At 38.6% G+C, this 20198-nt stretch carries 17 protein-coding genes and 1 pseudogene; 3 read left to right on the forward strand and 15 right to left on the reverse strand.

What is annotated here, in order from left to right:
* Positions 1–83: 83 nt before the first annotated feature.
* From NV381_RS18540 to NV381_RS18550, 3 genes are read right to left on the reverse strand one after another with little or no spacing between them, the layout of a single operon-like run.
* Positions 84–1025 (reverse strand): TniB family NTP-binding protein, encoded by a 942-nt coding sequence (locus tag NV381_RS18540; protein ID WP_258214779.1) that lies wholly within the window; start codon positions 1023–1025, stop codon positions 84–86.
* 1 nt (position 1026) lies between these two features.
* Complete coding sequence (locus NV381_RS18545; protein WP_258214780.1) at positions 1027–3093, reverse strand: DDE-type integrase/transposase/recombinase; 2067 nt, start codon at positions 3091–3093, stop codon at positions 1027–1029.
* Positions 3080–3841 (reverse strand): TnsA endonuclease C-terminal domain-containing protein, encoded by a 762-nt coding sequence (locus NV381_RS18550; RefSeq protein ID WP_258214781.1) that lies wholly within the window; start codon positions 3839–3841, stop codon positions 3080–3082. The genes NV381_RS18545 and NV381_RS18550 overlap by 14 nt, the downstream gene beginning before the upstream one ends.
* Positions 3842–3977: 136 nt before the next feature.
* Between NV381_RS18550 and NV381_RS18555 the strand changes: the two genes are divergently transcribed.
* Positions 3978–4400 carry a helix-turn-helix domain-containing protein gene (locus NV381_RS18555; protein WP_258214782.1) on the forward strand — a complete coding sequence of 141 codons (423 nt, stop codon included), beginning with the start codon at positions 3978–3980 and terminating at the stop codon, positions 4398–4400.
* Positions 4401–4408: 8 nt separating this feature from the next.
* Here NV381_RS18555 and NV381_RS18560 read toward each other — a convergent pair whose 3' ends face one another.
* The 6 genes from NV381_RS18560 to NV381_RS18585 form a co-directional block, all read right to left on the reverse strand.
* Positions 4409–4732, reverse strand: coding sequence for a Mu transposase C-terminal domain-containing protein (locus NV381_RS18560; RefSeq protein ID WP_258214783.1), 324 nt, complete (start codon positions 4730–4732; stop codon positions 4409–4411).
* Positions 4733–4853: 121 nt separating this feature from the next.
* Positions 4854–6638 carry a TniQ family protein gene (locus NV381_RS18565; protein ID WP_258214784.1) on the reverse strand — a complete coding sequence of 595 codons (1785 nt, stop codon included), beginning with the start codon at positions 6636–6638 and terminating at the stop codon, positions 4854–4856.
* Between the two features lie 298 nt (positions 6639–6936).
* Positions 6937–7638, reverse strand: coding sequence for a hypothetical protein (locus tag NV381_RS18570; protein WP_258214785.1), 702 nt, complete (start codon positions 7636–7638; stop codon positions 6937–6939).
* Positions 7639–8044: 406 nt separating this feature from the next.
* Complete coding sequence (locus NV381_RS18575; RefSeq protein ID WP_258214786.1) at positions 8045–9298, reverse strand: TOPRIM nucleotidyl transferase/hydrolase domain-containing protein; 1254 nt, start codon at positions 9296–9298, stop codon at positions 8045–8047.
* Positions 9295–10644 (reverse strand): hypothetical protein, encoded by a 1350-nt coding sequence (locus NV381_RS18580; RefSeq protein ID WP_258214787.1) that lies wholly within the window; start codon positions 10642–10644, stop codon positions 9295–9297. The genes NV381_RS18575 and NV381_RS18580 overlap by 4 nt, the downstream gene beginning before the upstream one ends.
* Positions 10645–10783: 139 nt before the next feature.
* On the reverse strand, positions 10784–13225 hold the full coding sequence (locus NV381_RS18585; RefSeq protein ID WP_258214788.1) for an SEC-C metal-binding domain-containing protein: 2442 nt from the start codon (positions 13223–13225) through the stop codon (positions 10784–10786).
* Between the two features lie 542 nt (positions 13226–13767).
* On the opposite strand from NV381_RS18585, the pseudogene NV381_RS18590 reads away from it, so the two are divergent.
* Positions 13768–14316, forward strand: a pseudogene (locus tag NV381_RS18590) (recombinase family protein); the annotation flags it as partial.
* A gap of 92 nt (positions 14317–14408) precedes the next feature.
* On the opposite strand, the gene NV381_RS18595 reads toward NV381_RS18590, so the two are convergent.
* The 3 genes from NV381_RS18595 to NV381_RS18605 form a co-directional block, all read right to left on the reverse strand.
* The gene (locus tag NV381_RS18595; RefSeq protein WP_258214789.1) at positions 14409–14762 is read right to left on the reverse strand and encodes a helix-turn-helix domain-containing protein; all 354 of its coding nucleotides are present in this window, start codon (positions 14760–14762) and stop codon (positions 14409–14411) included.
* A gap of 270 nt (positions 14763–15032) precedes the next feature.
* A complete protein-coding gene (locus tag NV381_RS18600) occupies positions 15033–15848 on the reverse strand; it encodes a TrmH family RNA methyltransferase (RefSeq protein WP_258214790.1) in 816 nt (271 codons plus the stop codon).
* A 9-nt stretch (positions 15849–15857) separates the two neighbouring features.
* Entirely contained in the window at positions 15858–16517 is a 660-nt protein-coding gene (locus tag NV381_RS18605) for a potassium channel family protein (protein ID WP_258214791.1), read from the reverse strand.
* A 193-nt stretch (positions 16518–16710) separates the two neighbouring features.
* Between NV381_RS18605 and sspI the strand changes: the two genes are divergently transcribed.
* The gene (sspI, locus tag NV381_RS18610; RefSeq protein ID WP_258214792.1) at positions 16711–16932 is read left to right on the forward strand and encodes a small acid-soluble spore protein SspI; all 222 of its coding nucleotides are present in this window, start codon (positions 16711–16713) and stop codon (positions 16930–16932) included.
* A 147-nt stretch (positions 16933–17079) separates the two neighbouring features.
* Here sspI and NV381_RS18615 read toward each other — a convergent pair whose 3' ends face one another.
* The 3 genes from NV381_RS18615 to NV381_RS18625 form a co-directional block, all read right to left on the reverse strand.
* Positions 17080–18186, reverse strand: coding sequence for a Gfo/Idh/MocA family protein (locus NV381_RS18615; protein ID WP_258214793.1), 1107 nt, complete (start codon positions 18184–18186; stop codon positions 17080–17082).
* Between the two features lie 75 nt (positions 18187–18261).
* A complete protein-coding gene (locus NV381_RS18620; protein ID WP_258214794.1) occupies positions 18262–18978 on the reverse strand; it encodes a ThuA domain-containing protein in 717 nt (238 codons plus the stop codon).
* Positions 18979–18991: 13 nt separating this feature from the next.
* On the reverse strand, positions 18992–20152 hold the full coding sequence (locus tag NV381_RS18625; protein ID WP_258214795.1) for a Gfo/Idh/MocA family protein: 1161 nt from the start codon (positions 20150–20152) through the stop codon (positions 18992–18994).
* Between the last annotated feature and the right edge of the window lie 46 nt (positions 20153–20198).

Here is a 20198-nt window from a genome sequence, read left to right on the forward strand (position 1 = left end):
GAATCAAGAGAGAAATGTGGTGTGACCCTTCTTCTCCTAGATTATTTATACATACTTATTCACATGCCTTTATTCGCAACATTCTAATTAAACATTTTCTCCATCTCTTCCTCAGCAACATCACCTACAATGTTCCCATATGCTTCTTCGAGCTTGGATATGAAGTTCAAATTCAATCCATCCGTTTCTTCATTAAAATTATCATTAAAAACTCCAAGCAGGTCATATGTTTCCTGGATGATAGGTGTGAGATATCCAACTAATCCGTAACTCGCTTTATGAAGAAGTGACGGTAGAATAGAATCTTTGAAGCCAAACCCAACTCTGTTTGGAGGGAGTAATTGTTCCTCAATAGAATTCATTAGTTCTAGAAAGTCTTTATCACAATCTTTAAACCGCTCTAATCTGGTCGGAGGATATCTTCTAAAGTGCTGAGGATCAAATTTCCTCAACTCTTCTATTTCGGGTGTTCCTACACAAATAACAGAAACACTTCCGTGATTGGTTATGTGCTTAATCGCACTCATAGCCTCCTCATTTTTAACAAATCTAGATTTTAAAATATGATCCATCTCATCTAAGATAAGCATCTCGACCTTTTGTGCTTCTAATATAGTAAACACCTGTCTCTTTACTTCGCCAATTCTAGGTCTACCTGGCAGCTGTGGCGCACCCAGACTATAAATAATGCTCTGATAGAGTTCCATTATTGTAAACGGATCCGGTAAATTCACATAAACTACTGGTCGTATATCAATCTCTGTTCCTTCTTCATCAATATAAATATGTCCTTTATTAACCTCTAGTTCAGCATATCTTCTCATCATTTGTGTTTTACCCACTCCCGATAAACCAATTACAAATCGATGCCGTGGAGAATTGCTACCTCCCTGAAATTTATTATGTTTTCTAATTGAATCCAGCATACCCCAAATTTTTTTCAAGCGCGGATGTGTAATATATAGGCTTGCAACCCTTTGAGCAAATGTTGTACTTAATTGATATTCATCTTCTATTACTGACATATTATTCGCCTCCTTGTTGCAATTGTCTGAACATATCTTGCAAAGTAACCTTGGACTTAGACTGTGCAGTTTTCGGAGGCTGGCCAACCTTAATGCCCATTTCAAGATTCATTCTTACCGATTGCTCTCTTGCTTTGCGCCTGGACTTAACTCTTTCTTGAATTCGTTTCATTAGTAAAGCCATACCTTTTTTGACTTCTCTCGATCCAGGAATATAGCCTACGTTCAACTCACCTTTTTCTCGTAATATATCAAGCACTTTTTTAAAGGTAAACCGGTTCATTCTTTCCAAATCTTCTATGAGTGATCTGTCTGCATTTAATTCTATATACTCTCCTGTATCAGGCAGCTGCAAAAATAGTTTTGATACATCATCTGAATCGTATTTTACTCGATACTTATACTCCCGTGGCCTCACTAATCCATTGTGGTCCGCACTTCTGTAGATAATGTTTTCAAAGCGTACTCCATCTCGAGTATATGGTTTCATCAATACCGGAAGGAGTTCCATTCTGTAATGTTCTTCTTCCTCTTTATCTACCCATTCTGGAAAGCCAACCATTTGGAGCCCTGCATAGTAGCGAGTTGCAGGTGTTGGATATTCAATTGGCAATCCTTTATGAACAGAATGATGATAAACATCTGTAAAATAAACTGTGAGTAACTCTCGTATATCTTCAAGTGTGAAAACAGCTTCTTTCTCTGAGTCATAGTCCCCTTTTTCTTGCACACTACCTTTCCGCGTACCATATAGCCGGTGAACTAGCTCAGAATTAAGAGTTCCAATAAACCTTTCAATTGTTCCACCGTAACGTGGCGTTTTTACTGGGCGATATTGAACTTGAGACTGAAGTGTCTCGTTAATCATTCGCTTTACCTCAGCATTTTTAAACTCCGGACCATTATCCAGATAAATAATACTTGGTATACCGTAGATATCCCATTCATTAATTGTTCCGTATTTTTGTTTAGCATTTTTAAAGAAAATGCCGTGCATTAATGCTCTTCTTACCTTATCTGCAGAAGGTGGCTCAAAGGAAACTTCCATACACCAAATCTTACGACTAAATACATCTATTCCTAGTGAAATATAGGGACGTCCAATAACAAAACCGGTTTTTTCATCAATCACATCAATATCTAATTGTGTATGGTCGATTTCCACGATATGTAGTGGGTATTTTGCCTCTTTATTTGAGAAACCGCGCTGAACTTCATCAAACTTTTCATTACCAGTCTTACCATCTCGCATACGTATTTTTAACTCTGGGTTAAGTCGAGAAAGGATTTTGTAGATAGTATCATATTGTGGGGGTGCTATATCTTCGAGGAGGCATTTGGATTCAATTGTATCAAAGATTTCTTTTGCAGAAGCTTTTTTCAATGTTAGGTAATCTCTTTCAATAACCCCTTTAATTACGGGAATGCAATCTTCAGGCAGTCGTACTCTTATACTATCCAGAACTAGATCCTGTTTTTTGGGATGACATATTTCAAGGATCTTATAATCTTTACGTGTAAAATTGTGCTTTATTGTTTTAGGAACTAATCCAGTTATACCTTCATTAGGCAACGCGTGCTCTTCTCTTTTAAAATCGGCTAATCTCCTTTTGATCGTCCTTGTTGAAAGTCCAAATACTAAAGAAATACGCTTAATCAGCTGCTCTTGAGTAATGCTACTGATTAATTCATTTTTTTGAATGTAATAATTATATCTTTCTTTAAATTCGACATTTGCTCTTAAGTTACCACTTTTTGCTTTTTCAAGTAAGATAATCGGTTGAATCATCTCAAATCTTGAAGACACAACTGCTCTTTGCTTCTTACTCAGGGTATCAAGGATTGAACTGTGTTTGTGCTTGTCTTCCTGCTTATCGGCTGCTTGTTTAACAATTGCATCTAGTGATTTAAATGAATGATTAGAAATTAGTTCAAAATAATTAAATTCTTCTTCTAGATCCCCACCAGATTTGATGGCGAGAACATTAGGCGGTGTTATGGATATTACTTTATATTTCCGCCCTTCATAATGAAAATCGGAATTCTCTTTCAACTTATGAAGCTTCATTTTCGGAACCATCCCCTTCCTGAAAGTGAGTGTTTAGTTGGCACATGAGATTACCAACCTTTACAAGCTGGTTTTCACTAAGTGGTTTGGATATGTTATAGGTTAAAGATCCTGACGCAATAAGATGATATATTGCTGGTAATACGACTCTAAAATCAACGCTTGACGAAAAGCTTCTTGCTAATTCTATGATTGTGCTTTCTTCTAAATAATTCAATCTATGTAAAATTTGTCCTTTCCATTGACTGTACGTCTTTCTATGTTTGAGAAAACCGTGCAGCAGATTTATATTCGATTGAATCACATCGGGTAAGGTCTTCGGATAAATGACGCTATACCGCCATCTCCTCTCTTCCGAATACTCCATGCATCTTTTGTTACACCGTTCAAAGGTTTTTGTCTGGTCACTCGATAACTCTTTAATTTGATACAACTGAGGTATATAACCCTGGCGGAAAACAAGAACATCGGGAACATGCTTCCACTCTTTCTTTTGGCCTTCTGGGTCCAATTGAGGCATTGCGACTTCCACTGGTTGTACATAGTAACGAATTACTTCCGTGTCTAACTCAAGAAAATAGTAAAACAATCTCTCTCCCAGTGAATGAAATTCTACATCTCGTTTTAACTTCACACTCCGAAATGTTCCAATAATATGAGGATGCTGCCAGCTAATCTTGTTATCCACTCTTAACTTTGGGTAGTAAAGCTGATCTTCTTTAACCCAATCACAGTTTGTCCAATCCATCTCCTCATCTCCAAACAATAATTCTGTTATTTCTCATAGAATATCAACGGATTATTTTAGTGTCAATTATTTTTTACAATAATCCGTTATTATGCTACAATAGAAACTACATCTTTGACTGAACGTGGGGGAAAATATGATGTCAGTAACAGGAGACCGAATTAAAACATTACGGAAGGAAAAAGGGTTGAAACAAAGGGAACTCGGTGATCGTCTGGGGGTTTCACCTCAAGTGATATCGAACTGGGAAAGAAACTACAGCTTTCCGGATCATAATGATATAGTTCAGTTGGCTCAGATCTTTGGAACGACTGCTGATCATTTGCTTGGGAGAGTAGATAACATTTTTCATGAACAGTTGGATATATCAAGGGTATATATGAGCCAGCAAAGTAAAAATGATAAAGGTGTTGTCACAATTGATCTAATAAAGCTTTTCAATTCCGACTTTGGGGTATCCATAAATGGATCTACATTATCATTAGCCGAGAAAAGCATGTTAGAATCTCTTACTAATCTTTTCTTTACTCATCTCCGAGCGATAAAAGACGAGCATTAGAGACAATTTCAATTGTTTTTTTTTAACATAGAATTAGTGGGATTATAGCGTCGTCTCTTAAGCTTCTGAATACTGCGAAAATACCTTTGTAGTTTCGCGTTTGAAACGTCGTTGATGATGATGATATTTGCAATAATCCACTCATTGTCTGGGACACTGAAAATCAGAATCTTTGAAAGATCGCTCGTATTATACGCTACAAACACCTCCCACTTGCTTTCCGCTCTTGCCTGTTCGAACCATTTTCTTGAAATTGCCTCCGGGCAAGAATAATAATTAGCTTGAAATTGAATACCTCTTTCCGTAACAGTGGCCACACCTAATATTTTCATTACTATCATCACCTTTCAATAGGGTTATAGAATCAGTTTATCCGTATATCTATATTTTATAACTATACGGATATTTTAATATAAAAAAAACACTTTCTTTATCTTTCTTTATGCACAATCTTTAAGAACAATTTTTAAGAACTGAATTTCTTTCATTTCTCATTTCCTCAATTTGTTTGCATATATAGGGGGCCAACTTTTTCAAAGTAGATCTGCATACTTCCAAGCTCTCGAATAAAGGTACTGAATATACATAGCCTAAATGATTTTCAAAATATGCGGTCACTTGCCCCATAATCCTATCCTTTAGAACCTGTACTCGTTGTTCTTGTTGAAGTTTCTTATATTTAGCAACAATGAAAGAACATCCTTTATTCTGTATCGTTGTAGCACTGCATCCGATCATCTTAGATACTGAGGGCAGTGTTATCTGTTTGTCTTCAAATAGCATTTGTTTACAAGTATTTTGGACGAGATGCAGAAACTCATAATCCCTTTTTTGATCTGACATACCAGTTTGCTCATAATAATGTTCGTAAAGGGTTCTAATGACTTGGGAATGGTATCTATACAATAGATACTGATCATCATTCTTCCAGTGTTTCCAATGCTGAATCTCAATTATGGATCCACCCCGGCGGATTGCATCACAAAACACATCTAATATCCCCTGCTCTATTTCAACTAATGGTGCATCTTCTAAAAAAATACCTCTTGAATAGAAATACGATAATATCCGGCGAATTCGACTCTTTTTCAATCCCATCACTTTTTCCTTTTCGGGCCAAGTTAGCTTTGTGATTCGTCGATTGGTTAGAATAGAATATCCCTTAATAAAATATGTCCTCTCTACTATTTCTCTGTTTGTATTTATAGCATATTCGCATCCACAATCTATACAAACCAAATATTCTTTAAAGAATTGCTCTCCTTTGCCCTTATTTTTTGATGGAGTTTTAATTATTGAATTATCTGATCTAAAGCTCTCACACCAGGGGGCTATACATGCTAGTCTTACCGGTTCATTTCTACTAGACATCAGAGAATTAACAAACGAAAGTGGAAGACTCATTGATAGAAATTCTTCAACCTCAATATCATGTAAAAAAATTGTAGATAGAATGGTTTGAATATGTATCGTTCGTTTCTTGCTTGTTCCGCGGGCAATTTGAATGAAATGAATAAGAGATGCTTCTTTGATTTTCCCTCGTACAATCTTCTTTTCAAAGATATGATGCTTGTCATTTAAAACAAAAAGAAGCCTCAAGGCTATCTCATTTGAGCTCAGTTCGACACCCTGAGAATCATACAATAATGACAACCAGTTTCTTATGAACCATCTTTGTTTTTGAAGAAGCTTTTCTTCTAGAGCCTCTGAGTTGGGAATATTTTTACTTAGATCACAGAAACAATGAGGGCATCTTCCCATTTCAGTTATTTCTTTGTATTTTATCTCATGACTACAGTGAAGGCAACTATCGAGAAGTTTTCTTCCATGAGACAAGCATATAGTTATATCATGAATTTTCCATATTAACTTTATTTGTTTTTTCTCGGCAAAGCATTCAGGACAATATGACAAATGATCACGGATTGAATCATTAAGAAACATGCAGTTAGTTTCACTACTGCTACCTTTGAAGATCCGAATTACATTAGTAAATGAACCTTTCAGTAGATCCGTTATCGAAATAGCGAATATTTGGTTTAGATGTTTGACATCAATAACATTACTTGGACAGAAATCAAGCCTATGTACGTCTCCAGCATGAAGCCTATATTTGTTTTTCTTAAGTAGATTAAATAAATCAAAAAAACTCATCCCATTAGCCTCTGCACATCGGTGTAAAAAACTGTACAGCGACTCATCATAGGATATTTTTATTCTTACTGTCAATGGCTTCATATTCATCCACCTAACTCTATGGAATTATAAATATCTATCATTATTGATTTCCATAGAGTTATTAATATATTCATGAGTATAATCAATTCATATTCAGTAGATGATTATTTATTTGTGCCAAAGAGTGTTGGAAGAAAATAAACCTCAAAGTGCTGTAACCTTCCCATTATTGTAACTTTGGTGTCGTTGACCGACTCCTATTCGTATTTCCGTCAATAAAGAAATGGCTTTCTTTATCCCAATAGACTTTATGATAGTTTTCATCATTCACTATAGCTGAGGTACAGACACTATCTTATTAAATGGTAAGTGTTGCTTCGTTCCTTTTACATAGGATCTCATTATACTGCTTAAGCATTTTTAGGATTTCATCACTCTTTTTTAGCCATTCGAAATCGGAAGATTTCATTCGGTGTATTAATGGTTTTATGTTATCCCTTGTAATATCTCCATCAAAGAACATTTCTAATTTCTCGGTTTTAACCCAATCTATTACTTCATCATCACTCTTAAAATATTTACTAAATTCTCCGACTTCAAAGCATTCATGCAGTGTTTTTGGCATTTGGTCGAAATAAAGTATGCCACGTTTTTGCATTTTCCTGTTTTGCAACCTCATCATATTTGCTCTTGTTGAAGATAATTCAGCAAATTGATACAACTCTTCTACCAATTCATCTTTGCGCGGTAAATAGGCATTAATGTTTTTTATGATTTCGTCATAGTCTGCTTTTCTTTTAACAGGTGTCCCTCTAATCCCTTTATGGCAAAAGGGATTCCCTGGTAAGCATTGTAAGCACATCTTCAATGGCATCCATACAGAAAATATAGTATCGGCATGCAAATCTCCACCTAACCATACGACATCTAAATCATTCTTTTTTCGCCACTCATCACCTGCAGGTTTTCCAAGAGCATTAATCCAGTACTTTAAATAATTGACGATAGGGTTGTCGGTATACTCAACACCAATAATGTTTTCTAATTTGTCTTCAGACATTTAATTGACCTCCTTCATCGAAATCTTCAATGGAAAAGGAAATTCTAGTGTTTCCTCGTTTATGACTAGCCACGAAATAGATCGGTTGATTCTGATTCCTGTCTAATACTATACAATAGTCAAATAGTCTTATTCCACAATCCAGTTGGAAATTCCTTCGATGAAAGTATCACCTACCAACGCCTAGTTTTTACTGATATAATTCTGACTCGGAAATATCCTCCCGATATATCCTTACCACCCACTCCACATCTGTGGAGTATCCAGTGAGAACAAGCTACACGATGCTCCCACCACTATGTCCCAAGTAAAAACTTGGGCCCATTACTTTAACAACGCATTATATGCTTCTCATCTCTTGCTGTTGCGTTTTCGTTTTCTGCTAAAGGGATTCAACTTCTCACTTTTACTGGAATTCGAATTGACTTTCTTCTGATCTCCCTAAAATGTGATTTTTTAATCGCTGTCTATTTCCTTCATCATTAAAAAAAATGAACGCAGCTATTGTTTTATGCCAACCTCTTTTATTTCTTACTGCACTTGGCATTCCTAAGAATCTTCCTATTTGATCAAGATCGATATCATAAAAGCTTTCTAGATCTGGGTCGTGTACTACAAGCTTAATCTCATTTCTAGCCTCTAAGACTTTGAGATAGTGCGTTATTGCTACTGCATGTTTATATGAGGTGTTTTCTTCAAGAATAGGGATATCTCCATCAATAATAACAATAACTTCTTTCCTTATTTTTAAGAATAATTGTACAAAAAAGGGAATAAAGGCCTTACCATTAGGGTTAAAAATTTCTAGTGAATTATCAAAATCGTTCTTCAATGATGCCAATGCAGTTATATCAGAGTCACCTTCGACAATAATCACTTTCTTATAAAATAAGCACCTATAAAATTCTTCACTTTTTAAATTTTGCTCAATAAAACTATCAAATGCTTGGTGATGATTTAGTAAATTCAATTTGTATTGAATTGAAGAATCGACTTGAATATTTGGCTCTTCTACTCTCATATTCTCAATTTTATTCGATGTAATTCTATATAACTCTATCACTTCTTCTTCTAAAACGTTGAATTTTGAGTGATTATTAAAGAAAATAATATTTTCTAGATCAACTTTTAGAATGTTAAGCAACCGAGAATTATGCGTTGCTACTCTTACAACAAAATTACATTCAAGCAAGACACTAAAAAATTCAGCAATCACTTTTAAAAATTCTTCATCCAAGAAATTTTCTGGTTCATCGAAATATATAATTCTTACATTATTCAAATTGTAACTAGTGAATATTGACATCATATTATTGAGCTTTTCTTGACCCTTGGACTTCTTTTTGAAAAGGTTTAATTTTCTCATGATATCATCACAAAAGGAAATTACCTTAAGGACTCGATCAGATATTTTTTCCTGCTCTGTCTCTCTGCCTGATTGGCCGCGAGAACCCTCGTCTAAGTAGTTATACAACATATTTTGAAAATTGACAGAAACCTTATTCATATGTTTTGGAATAATGGGCATGCCATCCTCTGTAATTAGAAATGCACCTTGGTCTTGTTCTTTTAATGCCTCGTTCAGTGCATAAGTTTTACCAGAGCCATTCATTCCAACTAAGAATCTTATTGGTTTTGAAAAATCATTTATTGGGTTCATTTTTTATACTCCATTTGTATTGCATAGCAGTACTTTTGGTAAAGCAATTTTAAATCGACGGGCTCCTCAAGAGTACCTCCCTGACGAATACTTATTAACTGCCTAACATCATCTGCACCAGTATTAAATCTCTCTAATCTAATACTAGTTAGGGCTTCAATTTTTAAGATGAAATCTTTCAAATCCTCTTTATGTTTTGGTTCTAAAAATGTAAGACTTATATCTATGGCTCTATTAAAGGCTCTCTCTCTAATCAGATTCGCTAATAAATATTCTGGAGATAATTTTTTATCCCAATTCCAATCGGCCTCTAACTGCATCGAAGACATAGCTTCGCTAATAATTCCCTTCTTATCCTCTGGGATAAAGTTAAAAGGGTCAATTTTATCTTTTATTGATGTAGGTAATTTATTGTATTCGGCTTCCCAAAAAACAATTTTGTCTCTGAGAACATCTACTAAATAAGAATTCTCAATGTTACTTTGATCAACCATTTGTAAATCATAAAAATAGTAATACTCTTTAAGTATATTTATAACCTCTGACTTAAAACATATGAACCCCTCAATTGTATCACCGTTATAATGACTAGAGTTATGCATTCGAGGCTTCAAATCTTTCAAGTCAAGCACTTGTATATTTCGATTTTTTCGTTTGCTATTACTTTTATACAATGGAACTTTGATACTTCCTAATACAAAAACCGAACTTTCCCCTCTATCAATTTTAATGTAGGCATCGGACGATTTATATATATCAGATTTAGTCTTTTTTATATGATCACTGTGAGTTCGATATTCAAATTCAGCTACCAACTCAAACTTTGGGTATATATTACTCTTAGGGTCATTGATAAAATTATTAAAGATCTTCTTTAGAATTAATAATTTAAGATCATTATTAGATTTTAATACAGGTAGACCTTGCATATTTGAATATTCATCATTACAAAACGCATTTACATAATTAGAATTACTATACTCGTACTCATTAATTTCGTCTGATACGAGTAGTGGATTTAACTGATATAAATTCCTTGATTTATATTTCCTGTAAGTTATAACATTATGAATGAAAGCACTATTATCCATTGTATTATCGTATTTGGTTGGCTCTTCCAAATGAAATTCCATGTTATCTTTTAACCAAGTACCATCTATCTCTATAGACTGGTGCTTTAACACTAATTTTAAATAAAAATCTTCTCCCTGATCAGCTGTAAAATTACCTTCTTCAATAATTGCTGGTATATAATCATCATCTTCAAAACCTTTAAAGATCGATGTAATTTCTTGAATTACATTCGGAATTGTATTTGTTCTTTTTAATTGATCTAGATATTTCATACGTTGATCACCGCCTAAAAAATGTTGGGATTTAAGTTTCTATTGTCCAAGCAGATATCGCAACACAACTATCCCTCAAGTGACTACCTAGCTAATTTTCAAATGAATATCTTAAGCAAAAAATCTTTGGGTACCAAATTCAGTTATCACAACACTTTTTATATTTCTTCCCACTACCACACGGGCATATATTATTACGTCCGATTTTTTTTGCCCCAGTTTGTTTTTTAAATGATGCAATTCTTGATTCAGCATATTCGACTGACTTTTTTTCAATCTCCTCCTTCCTTGCATCTGGTATGTTATCTTTAGTTAGATAAGAAAAGTCAACGTCAATCAGTACACCATCTCTTGAATAAGTCAGATATAGACCTAATCTTTCACTATCGTTTGTTCTAAGTAATGTAGCCAGTATGTAGTCATTGACATACTCATTTGAAAAAGAAGTAATGCCTTCTTGATTACAAGCAATGGTTATCTTCACTTCTCCGAATAAGCTCAACGGCATTAATCTTCCAGTTTCACTTTGCCTTCTTAAAACAGTTATAAGTTGTGCTTCTATCTGTTCTCTTGTATCACCGTCCATATCTAGGAGAGAACTCACAACTTTGCATCTTCCTTTTTTAGCTTGATGATCCAACATTTTAATAATATCTTCAATCATGGCTGGAATATTTTGTTTGGGTTTATCAAGTGCTTCTTCATCAAATATTAATTTCACAAAGTAGTTATCCAATTCTTCACGATACCCTTGCCATAAAACTCGACGTCCACCACTTTCTATTGCTCTAGTAACATAGTGATTATGCTTTATATACATACCCAAATGATCTAGTTCATCAAATAATTCGATTTCTTCTGATTGAGCAGCTTTATATCTTTGTTCCATAAAGTGTGTAAACTTACTTGGAGAGTCAAAGTAGTCTAAACAAACCCTTAAGTCGTCAACTGAGATACTCCAGACTGGAGTTAAGTTAAGTTCAACCCCAAGTGGAGTAAGTTTTGATGCTCTAGCGGCAAAAGAATTAAAATTATCTATTGTAATACCGCATATGGTAACTTGTCTAAAATCCGAACTCCTTAGATTTCGTATTGGATTATGCTGTTCATCATAAACTGTAACTGTCTCTGCACTAAATAAATAATCAATAAATCGTTTAGCTTGATCCCGTGGGCTTTTAATAAGAGTCTTTATAGACTGAATGTAAGCAGGAAAATCGGTACTAGGTGGTGTATAAGTAAAAGACCCCGCTTTAACTTCAATGACTATAAGATGGTCGTCAAAAATGATAATTCCATCGTTTTCGCACCATTCCTTCTTTCCTGACTTACCTGTACTGCTAGGATAATAAATGGATTGGAAGACTTCAGCCCCACTTAACAAATTACAAAATAATCTGAAGGGGAGTTCTTCAGAAACTTCCTTCTGCTTTGTGTTCCATTCTTGCTTATATTCTGGCTTTAGGCGAATTATTAGTCTTTGAATAACTCTGTACAAATTATCAAATAAACTATACAGATCAAAGCAGTAGTAATTTTTATCAATACTAATAAATGGCCTAACTTCAATAGGTAATTTTCTTAGTGGCCACCCAGCATACTCTCCAGTTGCGAAAAAGTCCTTATCTTCTCCAGGCTTCCACGCTAATTCCCTTAGCAAAGAATCAGGTAATCCTGTTATTTTTCTAACATCAAACAGATCATAACCAAACAACCTATTGGTTACAGATTCCTTTAATTCTCCTAAGCCTTTTTCATTTACTACCTCATTCATTGCATCTCTGGGATCACTAAATAAATGTTCTGTCGCTAATTTTTTCTCGACAGCTTCTAAAGTCCGTTCTCTTAACTCCTCCATATCTGTCATCAGTTGATTAATTCCTTGCATTAAAGAAAATTGCAACTTTCTAATTCCATCCAAAAAATCCTCAATACCTATATTAAACAATTCAATAAATATTTCATTATGTGGGGTTAATAAATCACGTAAATGCTCGATTTCATGAACAGCATACCTATCGCCTCTGACAGTAGTTCTTAATTCCTGAGCTTGTACATACAACATATCGTACTCAGGGTCATATTCGGGATCATTTTCCTTTAAATATGCACTGTGAGTCATATGAAAATGATGAAGATTACTATAAAGCTCGGATACCTTATTCGATAACTCAGATATTACAAGGTCTTGCGACTCCTCTCTGTTTTCAAGAGGGGGAGTTGAAACAATAATACTTTGTACATAATCAATCATTCTTACGGCAACTGTATCATCGAAATCAAACTGAAATTCAGAAGATTTATTAAGCATTGAAAATAACATTCCATAATAACCCTGAACCAATAATTGAAGAGGATCGCATCTTACAACTAAACTACGAATGCTATTTACCAGTTCATCAATCTTTGTGTAGGTGTCTGGATAATCACCTGCAAGCTTAGCCATAATTCGTTCATGATCTTCTTCACTCATGTTATTTCTCATAACAACTGTATTTCCGAATTGGGCCATTTCGAATGGGCCAAATGAAGTATATTGATCAGGCTTATGACTGAGCCTCTTCTTAATCGATTTCCCCATAATCTATCACTCTCTCTTTTCAGCATTCTAACACCTTCTATTATACAAAAATAGGAAGCATCATAACTACATTTGATGTGTTACGGTGTGAACAAATCATTCTTATAAAAGCGCACCACACACCAGAATTAGAAGTAATTTGATATAGCGAAGCCAAGCTTTTTCTCTCGAATATGACAATTTCAAGATTTTATCCCTAGGGTTTCTTTTTTGATAGTCTTAACTGTCAGATTTGCATGTCGTATAGAGAAAGGAAACCAGTTAGAGGGGAAAGTCCTTTCTTTTCCTAGGCACTGGGGGGTATGACATTTGTCCGCAGATTTTTTATTATAGAAATAAATTCAACCCGCCTGTTACCCTCTTTACAAGCCATCCCGTCTTGTGGTTTACCTATTCCCACAGTAATTGATTTCGTCTTTGACAACTTCATAAGGCAAGTTGTGAACTGCCCTGCCCCCCTCGACTTGACATTGGATGCGCGGCGGCAGTTTACAGTTGAATGGGCGTTACGATAACTACAATTTACGAAACGAGGGATGACTATGAGAAATCGTGTTGTCGATTATGTTCGTGTTTCTACAAAGGGACAAGTTAAGGATGGCTATCGGAAGAAATACAGCGGTTTTGTAATCTCCACAAAACCTTGAACTCTAAGAATCTACAAACACGAAGGCATTTCAGGGGCAAAGGTGGATGAGGATGAGCTAACAATTTAACGTGAAGGCTTACAGGAAATGTTGTCTGACTTGAAATGGCAGGACGTAAATTATGTTGTTGTCCTAAATACTTCCCGCCTTTGGCGTTCGGACATAGTCAAAGTGTTGATTCAACGAGAGCTTAAACGGCACAAAATCGATGTTAAAGCCGTAGAGCAGTCCTTTACAGCATCAATACTAATGACCCTAGTGATTTCTAGTGAACGGTATGATGGAGCTCTTAGACCAATACCTGAGGCTAGAGATAGCGCTCAAACTTAGTCGTGGACGATGCAAGAAAGCTCAACAAGGCGGTTACGCAGGGGGACGGGCTGTGCTTATGGCTACAATTCCAAAAAAGGGCAGAAATCGATTGAAATCAACTGGGATGAGGCTCAAGCCTCCGTCAGTCTTACTTTGGACACTTAGCTAATATACCAAGGAGCTAGGCAAATATAGAATGCCTAGCTCCTTGGTAACAAATTAATTTATTTTCTTAACTTAAGATTAATGATCTCCAGTATTTCCATTTGATTTTCCATACTTAGCCTTCTTAAAGCACTTACAAATTCGTTTTCAAATAGAGTTAATTCCGAGTTGTTAAAAATCATTTCTTTCTGCTTTTCAACGTTCAACTGATTTGTCTTGCCAGAAAGCAACCACTCTAATGAACATCCAAAATTTGTGTATATCGATACAACTGTGTCTATAGATGGTTTACTGTTTCCTGCTTCAATATCGCTTAGGCTACCTTGAGAAACCCCGATTAGGTTTGAAAATTCAACTTGATTTAAATTGTGTATCTTCCTCAATCTCTTTACGTTTTCTCCTATAATGTTCATTTAGTCCTCCTCCGAAGAAAAACGATTTATGACAAAAGCCATTCCAGAAATTTCAAAGAAAAAATTCACGAACTTCTATTCGGTTTAATTGTAAATTCAGGCCTATGCCCCGCTCGCCCACCACATGAAAAATCCCGATGTATCAAGGCCTTAAGCCACATCGGGACTAGTCTAAGTAGTGACAAAATAACGTTCAAAATCTATGACAAAATAAATTACAAACGGTGACAAACTGAATTACAACTCACATATGTTACAAATTATTGTTTGTTAAAGCATCCGCTGCCGCATAGCTTCGAACAACACTACAGTTGCCGCCATTGCCGCATTAAGCGATTCCGCCCTGCCCTGCATCGGGATGCGAATATGCTCGGTGGTTAAGGCTGTTACCTCCGGTGAGACGCCCTGCCCTTCGTTGCCGATTACGAACCATACAGGCTGACGAAAGTCGAACTCGTAGCAATCCGATACTCCCTGCAGGCTGGTCGTAATGACGGCGACTCCATGTGCAGCCGCTTCGGGCAGAACCAATCGCAAATCGCCCTGAGCGATAGGCAGATGAAACATAGACCCCATCGTGGAACGCACCGTCTTAGGGTTGTACAAGTCTACGGTTCCTTTACCCAATAGGATTCCGGTTGCACCAACCGCATCGGCGCTGCGGATAATCGTGCCCAGATTTCCCGGGTCCTGCATCCCGTCAATGACTACTACAAGTCCGGGCGAGACACCCGACTCTAGTAAATCTGCCGGCTCCCAATGGAGCTTGCGGAGCACGGCAAACACCGCCTGCGGCGTTAACGTATCCGTACATTTGCTCAGTACTGGCTCTGTTACCGCCAAGCATTCGATCCCTACAGCCGCTGCCTGTTCCAGCATTCCAGCAGGCAGCTCGCAGAGTCGCTCCCCGGCGTAAACCAATGTATCTATAGCAGCTCCAGATGCTAACGCTTCCTGCACGAGATGCACACCTTCAATGATAAACTGCCCTTGCTTTTCTCTGCCCTTCTTATCAAGCAGCTGTGTCCATCCCTTCACTCGGGGATTTTGGACGGAGGTAATGATCGGTACTTCCTGCTTTGTCATATCTATTAGCTACTCCGTAAATGTTATTTCGAAATGTTGTAAATTTTCGTTTTTACCTACAATAATTAAGATATCATTTTCCTTAATCAAATCTTCTGCTTGGGGAGCAATATTGATATGAGTGCCTGTTTTAATTCCAATAACGTTGCAGCCGTATTTGGCACGGATGTCAAGCTGACGCAGATTTTTACCAACCATAGACCGTGTTGCCCGAATTTCGGCTATACTATGATCCTCTGAGAGCTCGATATAATCAATGATATTAGAGGAAATCAAATGATGCGCTACCCGCTGACCCATATCTCGCTCAGGATAAATCACTTTATCCGCACCGATTTTCTTGACTACTTTGCCATGCAGCTCGTTTTGAGCCTTAACCACAACTTTAGGTACGCCCAATTCTTTTAAAATGATAGTTGTTAAAATACTCGACTGGATGTCTTCCCCAATGGCAACTACAACAACGTCAAAATTACGCAAGCCTAAGGCCCGAAGCGCCTCCTCATCCGTTGAATCCGCCTGCACCACATGTGTAACAATATTGGAAACCTCTTGTGTTCGCTGTTCATTGCTATCAATGGCAAGTACTTCAAAACCAAGGCTGTGCAAAGTTTTAGCAACACTAGACCCGAATCGTCCCATCCCGATAACTGCAAATTGCTTTTTCATGAACATCATCCCCTCATTACCAAAGCTTAAGGTTACCACCTGACAATATAATTACTAGTATACCACAAAATGAATCCATCATTACTCAGCATGAAGCCCCACCGTTTGGTGCATATTAATTTAAGTAGAAAAGCATCTGATTGAAGCACTTTTGAAGACATAAACCAAGAGACGATAAAGCGAGGAAACTTCCATGAATTTAAACCTGAGACAGGCGATCGTTCAGCGTATTTCAGACAAAAATGATGAAGAATTAATTGGCGTGGTTGAAGATTCCATAGGTGGACAAGAGCAGGTTTTGCCCGGATTGGGCGTTTTGTTTGAAATGATCTGGCAGCACAGCGGAGAAGAACTGCACAATCAAATGATTACCTCCTTAAAAGAACATCTGGCAACAATCGAGACACCTGGCTGAGCCCCTCCCGGGAAACTTCACTCCTTCAAAATCTGCAATTTTTAACTAAAAAAGCCACGCAAGAGCCGTGAGTCAGAATCCACTTTCTTAGGAATCTGCTTTGGCTTGCTGTGGCTTTTCTATTTTTCTAAATTCGGTATAAAATGATTAGTCCAAAATGCCCTTAACCAGATTGCCCGGCATTGGCTTCGGTTTCTCGCAGCTGCTTTGCATAATGTAATGCTTGCCTTCCTTCGAGGCATCATGGAATCCATGCATCGCTTCCAAAATATGATAGGCCAGCTCACCATTTGCTCTGTTAGTGCGACCATTACGTATGGCGAATGCCATATCCAGTACGCCTAAGCCGCGGCTGTTATCTGCATAACCATGTGTCAAAGGAATTTCGCTGAATTCCTTCGAATCCCAGCGTCTAACGCTTACGGGACCTCCGAATGTATTCGGGTCGGGAACGCTGAGGGTGCCCTCACTGCCGTAAATTTCGATTCTCGGCAGCTGGGATCCTCCGAAGGCGTCGAAGCTTGTAATAATCGTACCGATTGCTCCGCTATGGAAGTCAAGCACACCGGCGATATGCGTCGGTGTTTCTACTTTAATTTTTCCGCCAAATTTGGGCTCGCTTGTGATGGTACGTTCCGGGTAAGAAATTTTAGCTGAACCGGTAACACGTTGGATTGGTCCCAGCAAAGCAACCAAAGCAGTCAAATAATAAGGCCCCATATCGAACATCGGACCGCCGCCAAGGGCATAATAAAACTCAGGATCGGGATGCCAATGCTCATGTCCTTTTCCGATCATGAACGCGGAGGCTGCGACTGGAGTACCAATCCAGCCGTCTTCAATCAGCTTGATGCAGGTCTGGATTCCGCCGCCCAAGAATGTATCCGGCGCGCTGCCTACAAGCTTGCCTTGGCGCTTGGAAACAGCCAAAATTTCCTGTCCTTCCTCACGAGTAACTGCAAGCGGCTTCTCTACATACACATGCTTGCCCGCTTCCAAAGCCTGAATGCAGACGCTCGCATGCGCTGCTGGAATCGTCAAATTGATAACTAGATCAATGTCCGGATCCGCCAACAGCTCTTCTACCGTGTAAGCTTTCGCGATTCCGTGCTCCTCAGCGCTCGCTTGTGCGCGGGCTACATTCAAATCTGCGCAAGCCACAACCTCCAAAGCCGTGGAGAAGGCTCTGCAATTTTTGAAATAGATACTGCTGATTTTACCGCAGCCGATTATACCGATTCTTACTTTCTCCATAATGATTGGTTCCTCCCATTTATCCTACTCGTTACTGGCTATTCCTGCAGATTCAAACCAGCTTATAAGCTTAAGTTAGTTGCTGTCACCCATGCCTGAATATTTAATATCTCTAACAACGCCATTGGAAGCTGTCTTGCCTTCCGCTGCCCACAAAAAGCCGCGCCGCATCATTAACGTAACCTCCGGCATTTCAACAATGTTAGCTTTATGTCCAAGGGAGCAGTAATAGACGCGTCCAGCACCCCAGCGCTTCGTCCATACAACCGGCATATCGACGGCACCATTTGTTGAATGAGGTCCTTCTACGACAGGAAAACGGGTTGTAGCCAGCACTTCCACCGCCGGATCGATATGTAAGTAATACTGCTCGCTTTTTACTGTAAAATCCTCAATTCCCGCCAGAATTGTACTTGAAGACTGTTTAATATTTACCACATATTCAACTCCGTCATTGCCAGGATGCGCCACCCATTGGCCCCCAGTCATGAACTGCCAATCAACATTATTGCGGAAGGAATCACACATGCCTCCATGGAGACCCGCAATTCCGACTCCGCTCTGCACGGCAGCGGTTACATTCTTAGCCCACTGCTTATCGATTTCACCCATCGTCCATGAAGGTACAATCAGATCAAGCCCCAACAGCTTATCTGCATCTGCAAACGATTCCAATGTATCGGATACCTCTACTTCAAAGCCTTCACTCACCAGAATACGATGAAAAATTTCCGATACTTCCTTCGGCTCATGGCCCTGCCATCCACCTTGTACGATCAATGCTTTTTTCATGCTGCACGCTCCTTTATACTTCGTCTATTTTGACCCAACGGCGCTCCGCAATCGAGCGATCGACAGCTTCCAATACTTCCTGACACTTAACACCATCTACAAAATTAGGGACAGGCTGGCGGTCTTCCTCCAAAGCTTGCATCAATTCAACAACTTCATGGACAAAAGTGTGCTCGTATCCTATCGTATGACCAGCCGGCCACCAAGCATCCATATAAGCATGAGCCGGATCAGTTGCCAGCACCCGACGGAAGCCTTGTACATCCTCTGCATCGTCCGTAAAATATACCTGAAGCTCGTTCATCCGTTCGAAGTCGAACTTCACACTGCCTTTACTGCCATTAATTTCAAAAGAGTTCGTGCAGCGATGCCCCGGAGCGAAACGAGTCGCTTCAAAGCTGCCCAACGCGCCGTTCTCAAAACGGCTCATAAACAAAGTCGCATCATCGACGGTTACAGCCCCTTTGGGCGCATCCTTACTGCCCTTGGCGCTGAGTCCTGTCATCGAGGTCGGCAATGGACGTTCCTTGATGAACGTCTCACTCATTCCGATAACCTCCGTCATACCGCCGATCAAATAATGCGACAAGTCGATCAAATGTGCGCCCAGATCGCCATGTGAGCCTGAGCCAGCAATCTCCTTTTGCAGCCTCCATACAAGAGGGAAGTCCGGATCTACGATCCAATCCTGCAAAAACCATGCACGGAAATGATAGATTTGACCGAGGCGACCTTCGTCAATCAGCTTCTTCGCGAGTTGAACCGCAGGTGCAAACCGGTAATTGAACCCTACCATATGCTTGACGCCCGCTTCCTCGGCAGCTCTCAGCATCTCCCTCGAATCGGGAAGCGTCAGCGCAAGCGGCTTCTCGCAGAATAGATGCTTGCCAGCCTTGGCCGCGGCTAAGGCAATCTCCTTGTGCGCATCGCTTGGAGCGTTGATATCGATCAGATCGATATCATCCCGCTTCAGCAGCTCGCGCCAATCGGTTACGTACCCTTCCCAGCCGAATTGCTCGGCCGCCTGGGCCACACCCGCTTCATCGCGGCCGCATATCAGCTTCATCACAGGACGCGATGACTTCGGGAAAAACATATGTAAATCACGGTAAGCATGACTATGAGCCTTGCCCATAAACTTATAACCAACCATTCCAACATTGATCTGCTTCATCCCAATTCTCCTCCTATCATATTGTGGCAGGAGTCTGTTCGACAAA

Source organism: Paenibacillus radicis (ex Xue et al. 2023) (assembly GCF_024722015.1).
GTDB lineage: Bacteria > Bacillota > Bacilli > Paenibacillales > NBRC-103111 > Paenibacillus_S.

What these genes read in the sequence shown, in the direction of transcription:
- NV381_RS18615 (WP_258214793.1), bottom strand. Translation starts at nt 18,186, where the DNA reads ATGGAGAAAGTAAGAATCGGTATAATCGGCTGCGGTAAAATCAGCAGT.
- sspI (WP_258214792.1), top strand. Translation starts at nt 16,711, where the DNA reads ATGAATTTAAACCTGAGACAGGCGATCGTTCAGCGTATTTCAGACAAA.
- NV381_RS18620 (WP_258214794.1), bottom strand. Translation starts at nt 18,978, where the DNA reads ATGAAAAAAGCATTGATCGTACAAGGTGGATGGCAGGGCCATGAGCCG.
- NV381_RS18555 (WP_258214782.1), top strand. Translation starts at nt 3,978, where the DNA reads ATGATGTCAGTAACAGGAGACCGAATTAAAACATTACGGAAGGAAAAA.
- NV381_RS18595 (WP_258214789.1), bottom strand. Translation starts at nt 14,762, where the DNA reads ATGAACATTATAGGAGAAAACGTAAAGAGATTGAGGAAGATACACAAT.
- NV381_RS18585 (WP_258214788.1), bottom strand. Translation starts at nt 13,225, where the DNA reads ATGGGGAAATCGATTAAGAAGAGGCTCAGTCATAAGCCTGATCAATAT.
- NV381_RS18545 (WP_258214780.1), bottom strand. Translation starts at nt 3,093, where the DNA reads ATGAAGCTTCATAAGTTGAAAGAGAATTCCGATTTTCATTATGAAGGG.
- NV381_RS18580 (WP_258214787.1), bottom strand. Translation starts at nt 10,644, where the DNA reads ATGAAATATCTAGATCAATTAAAAAGAACAAATACAATTCCGAATGTA.
- NV381_RS18540 (WP_258214779.1), bottom strand. Translation starts at nt 1,025, where the DNA reads ATGTCAGTAATAGAAGATGAATATCAATTAAGTACAACATTTGCTCAA.
- NV381_RS18565 (WP_258214784.1), bottom strand. Translation starts at nt 6,638, where the DNA reads ATGAAGCCATTGACAGTAAGAATAAAAATATCCTATGATGAGTCGCTG.
- NV381_RS18625 (WP_258214795.1), bottom strand. Translation starts at nt 20,152, where the DNA reads ATGAAGCAGATCAATGTTGGAATGGTTGGTTATAAGTTTATGGGCAAG.
- NV381_RS18600 (WP_258214790.1), bottom strand. Translation starts at nt 15,848, where the DNA reads ATGACAAAGCAGGAAGTACCGATCATTACCTCCGTCCAAAATCCCCGA.
- NV381_RS18575 (WP_258214786.1), bottom strand. Translation starts at nt 9,298, where the DNA reads ATGAACCCAATAAATGATTTTTCAAAACCAATAAGATTCTTAGTTGGA.
- NV381_RS18605 (WP_258214791.1), bottom strand. Translation starts at nt 16,517, where the DNA reads ATGAAAAAGCAATTTGCAGTTATCGGGATGGGACGATTCGGGTCTAGT.
- NV381_RS18570 (WP_258214785.1), bottom strand. Translation starts at nt 7,638, where the DNA reads ATGTCTGAAGACAAATTAGAAAACATTATTGGTGTTGAGTATACCGAC.
- NV381_RS18550 (WP_258214781.1), bottom strand. Translation starts at nt 3,841, where the DNA reads ATGGATTGGACAAACTGTGATTGGGTTAAAGAAGATCAGCTTTACTAC.
- NV381_RS18560 (WP_258214783.1), bottom strand. Translation starts at nt 4,732, where the DNA reads ATGAAAATATTAGGTGTGGCCACTGTTACGGAAAGAGGTATTCAATTT.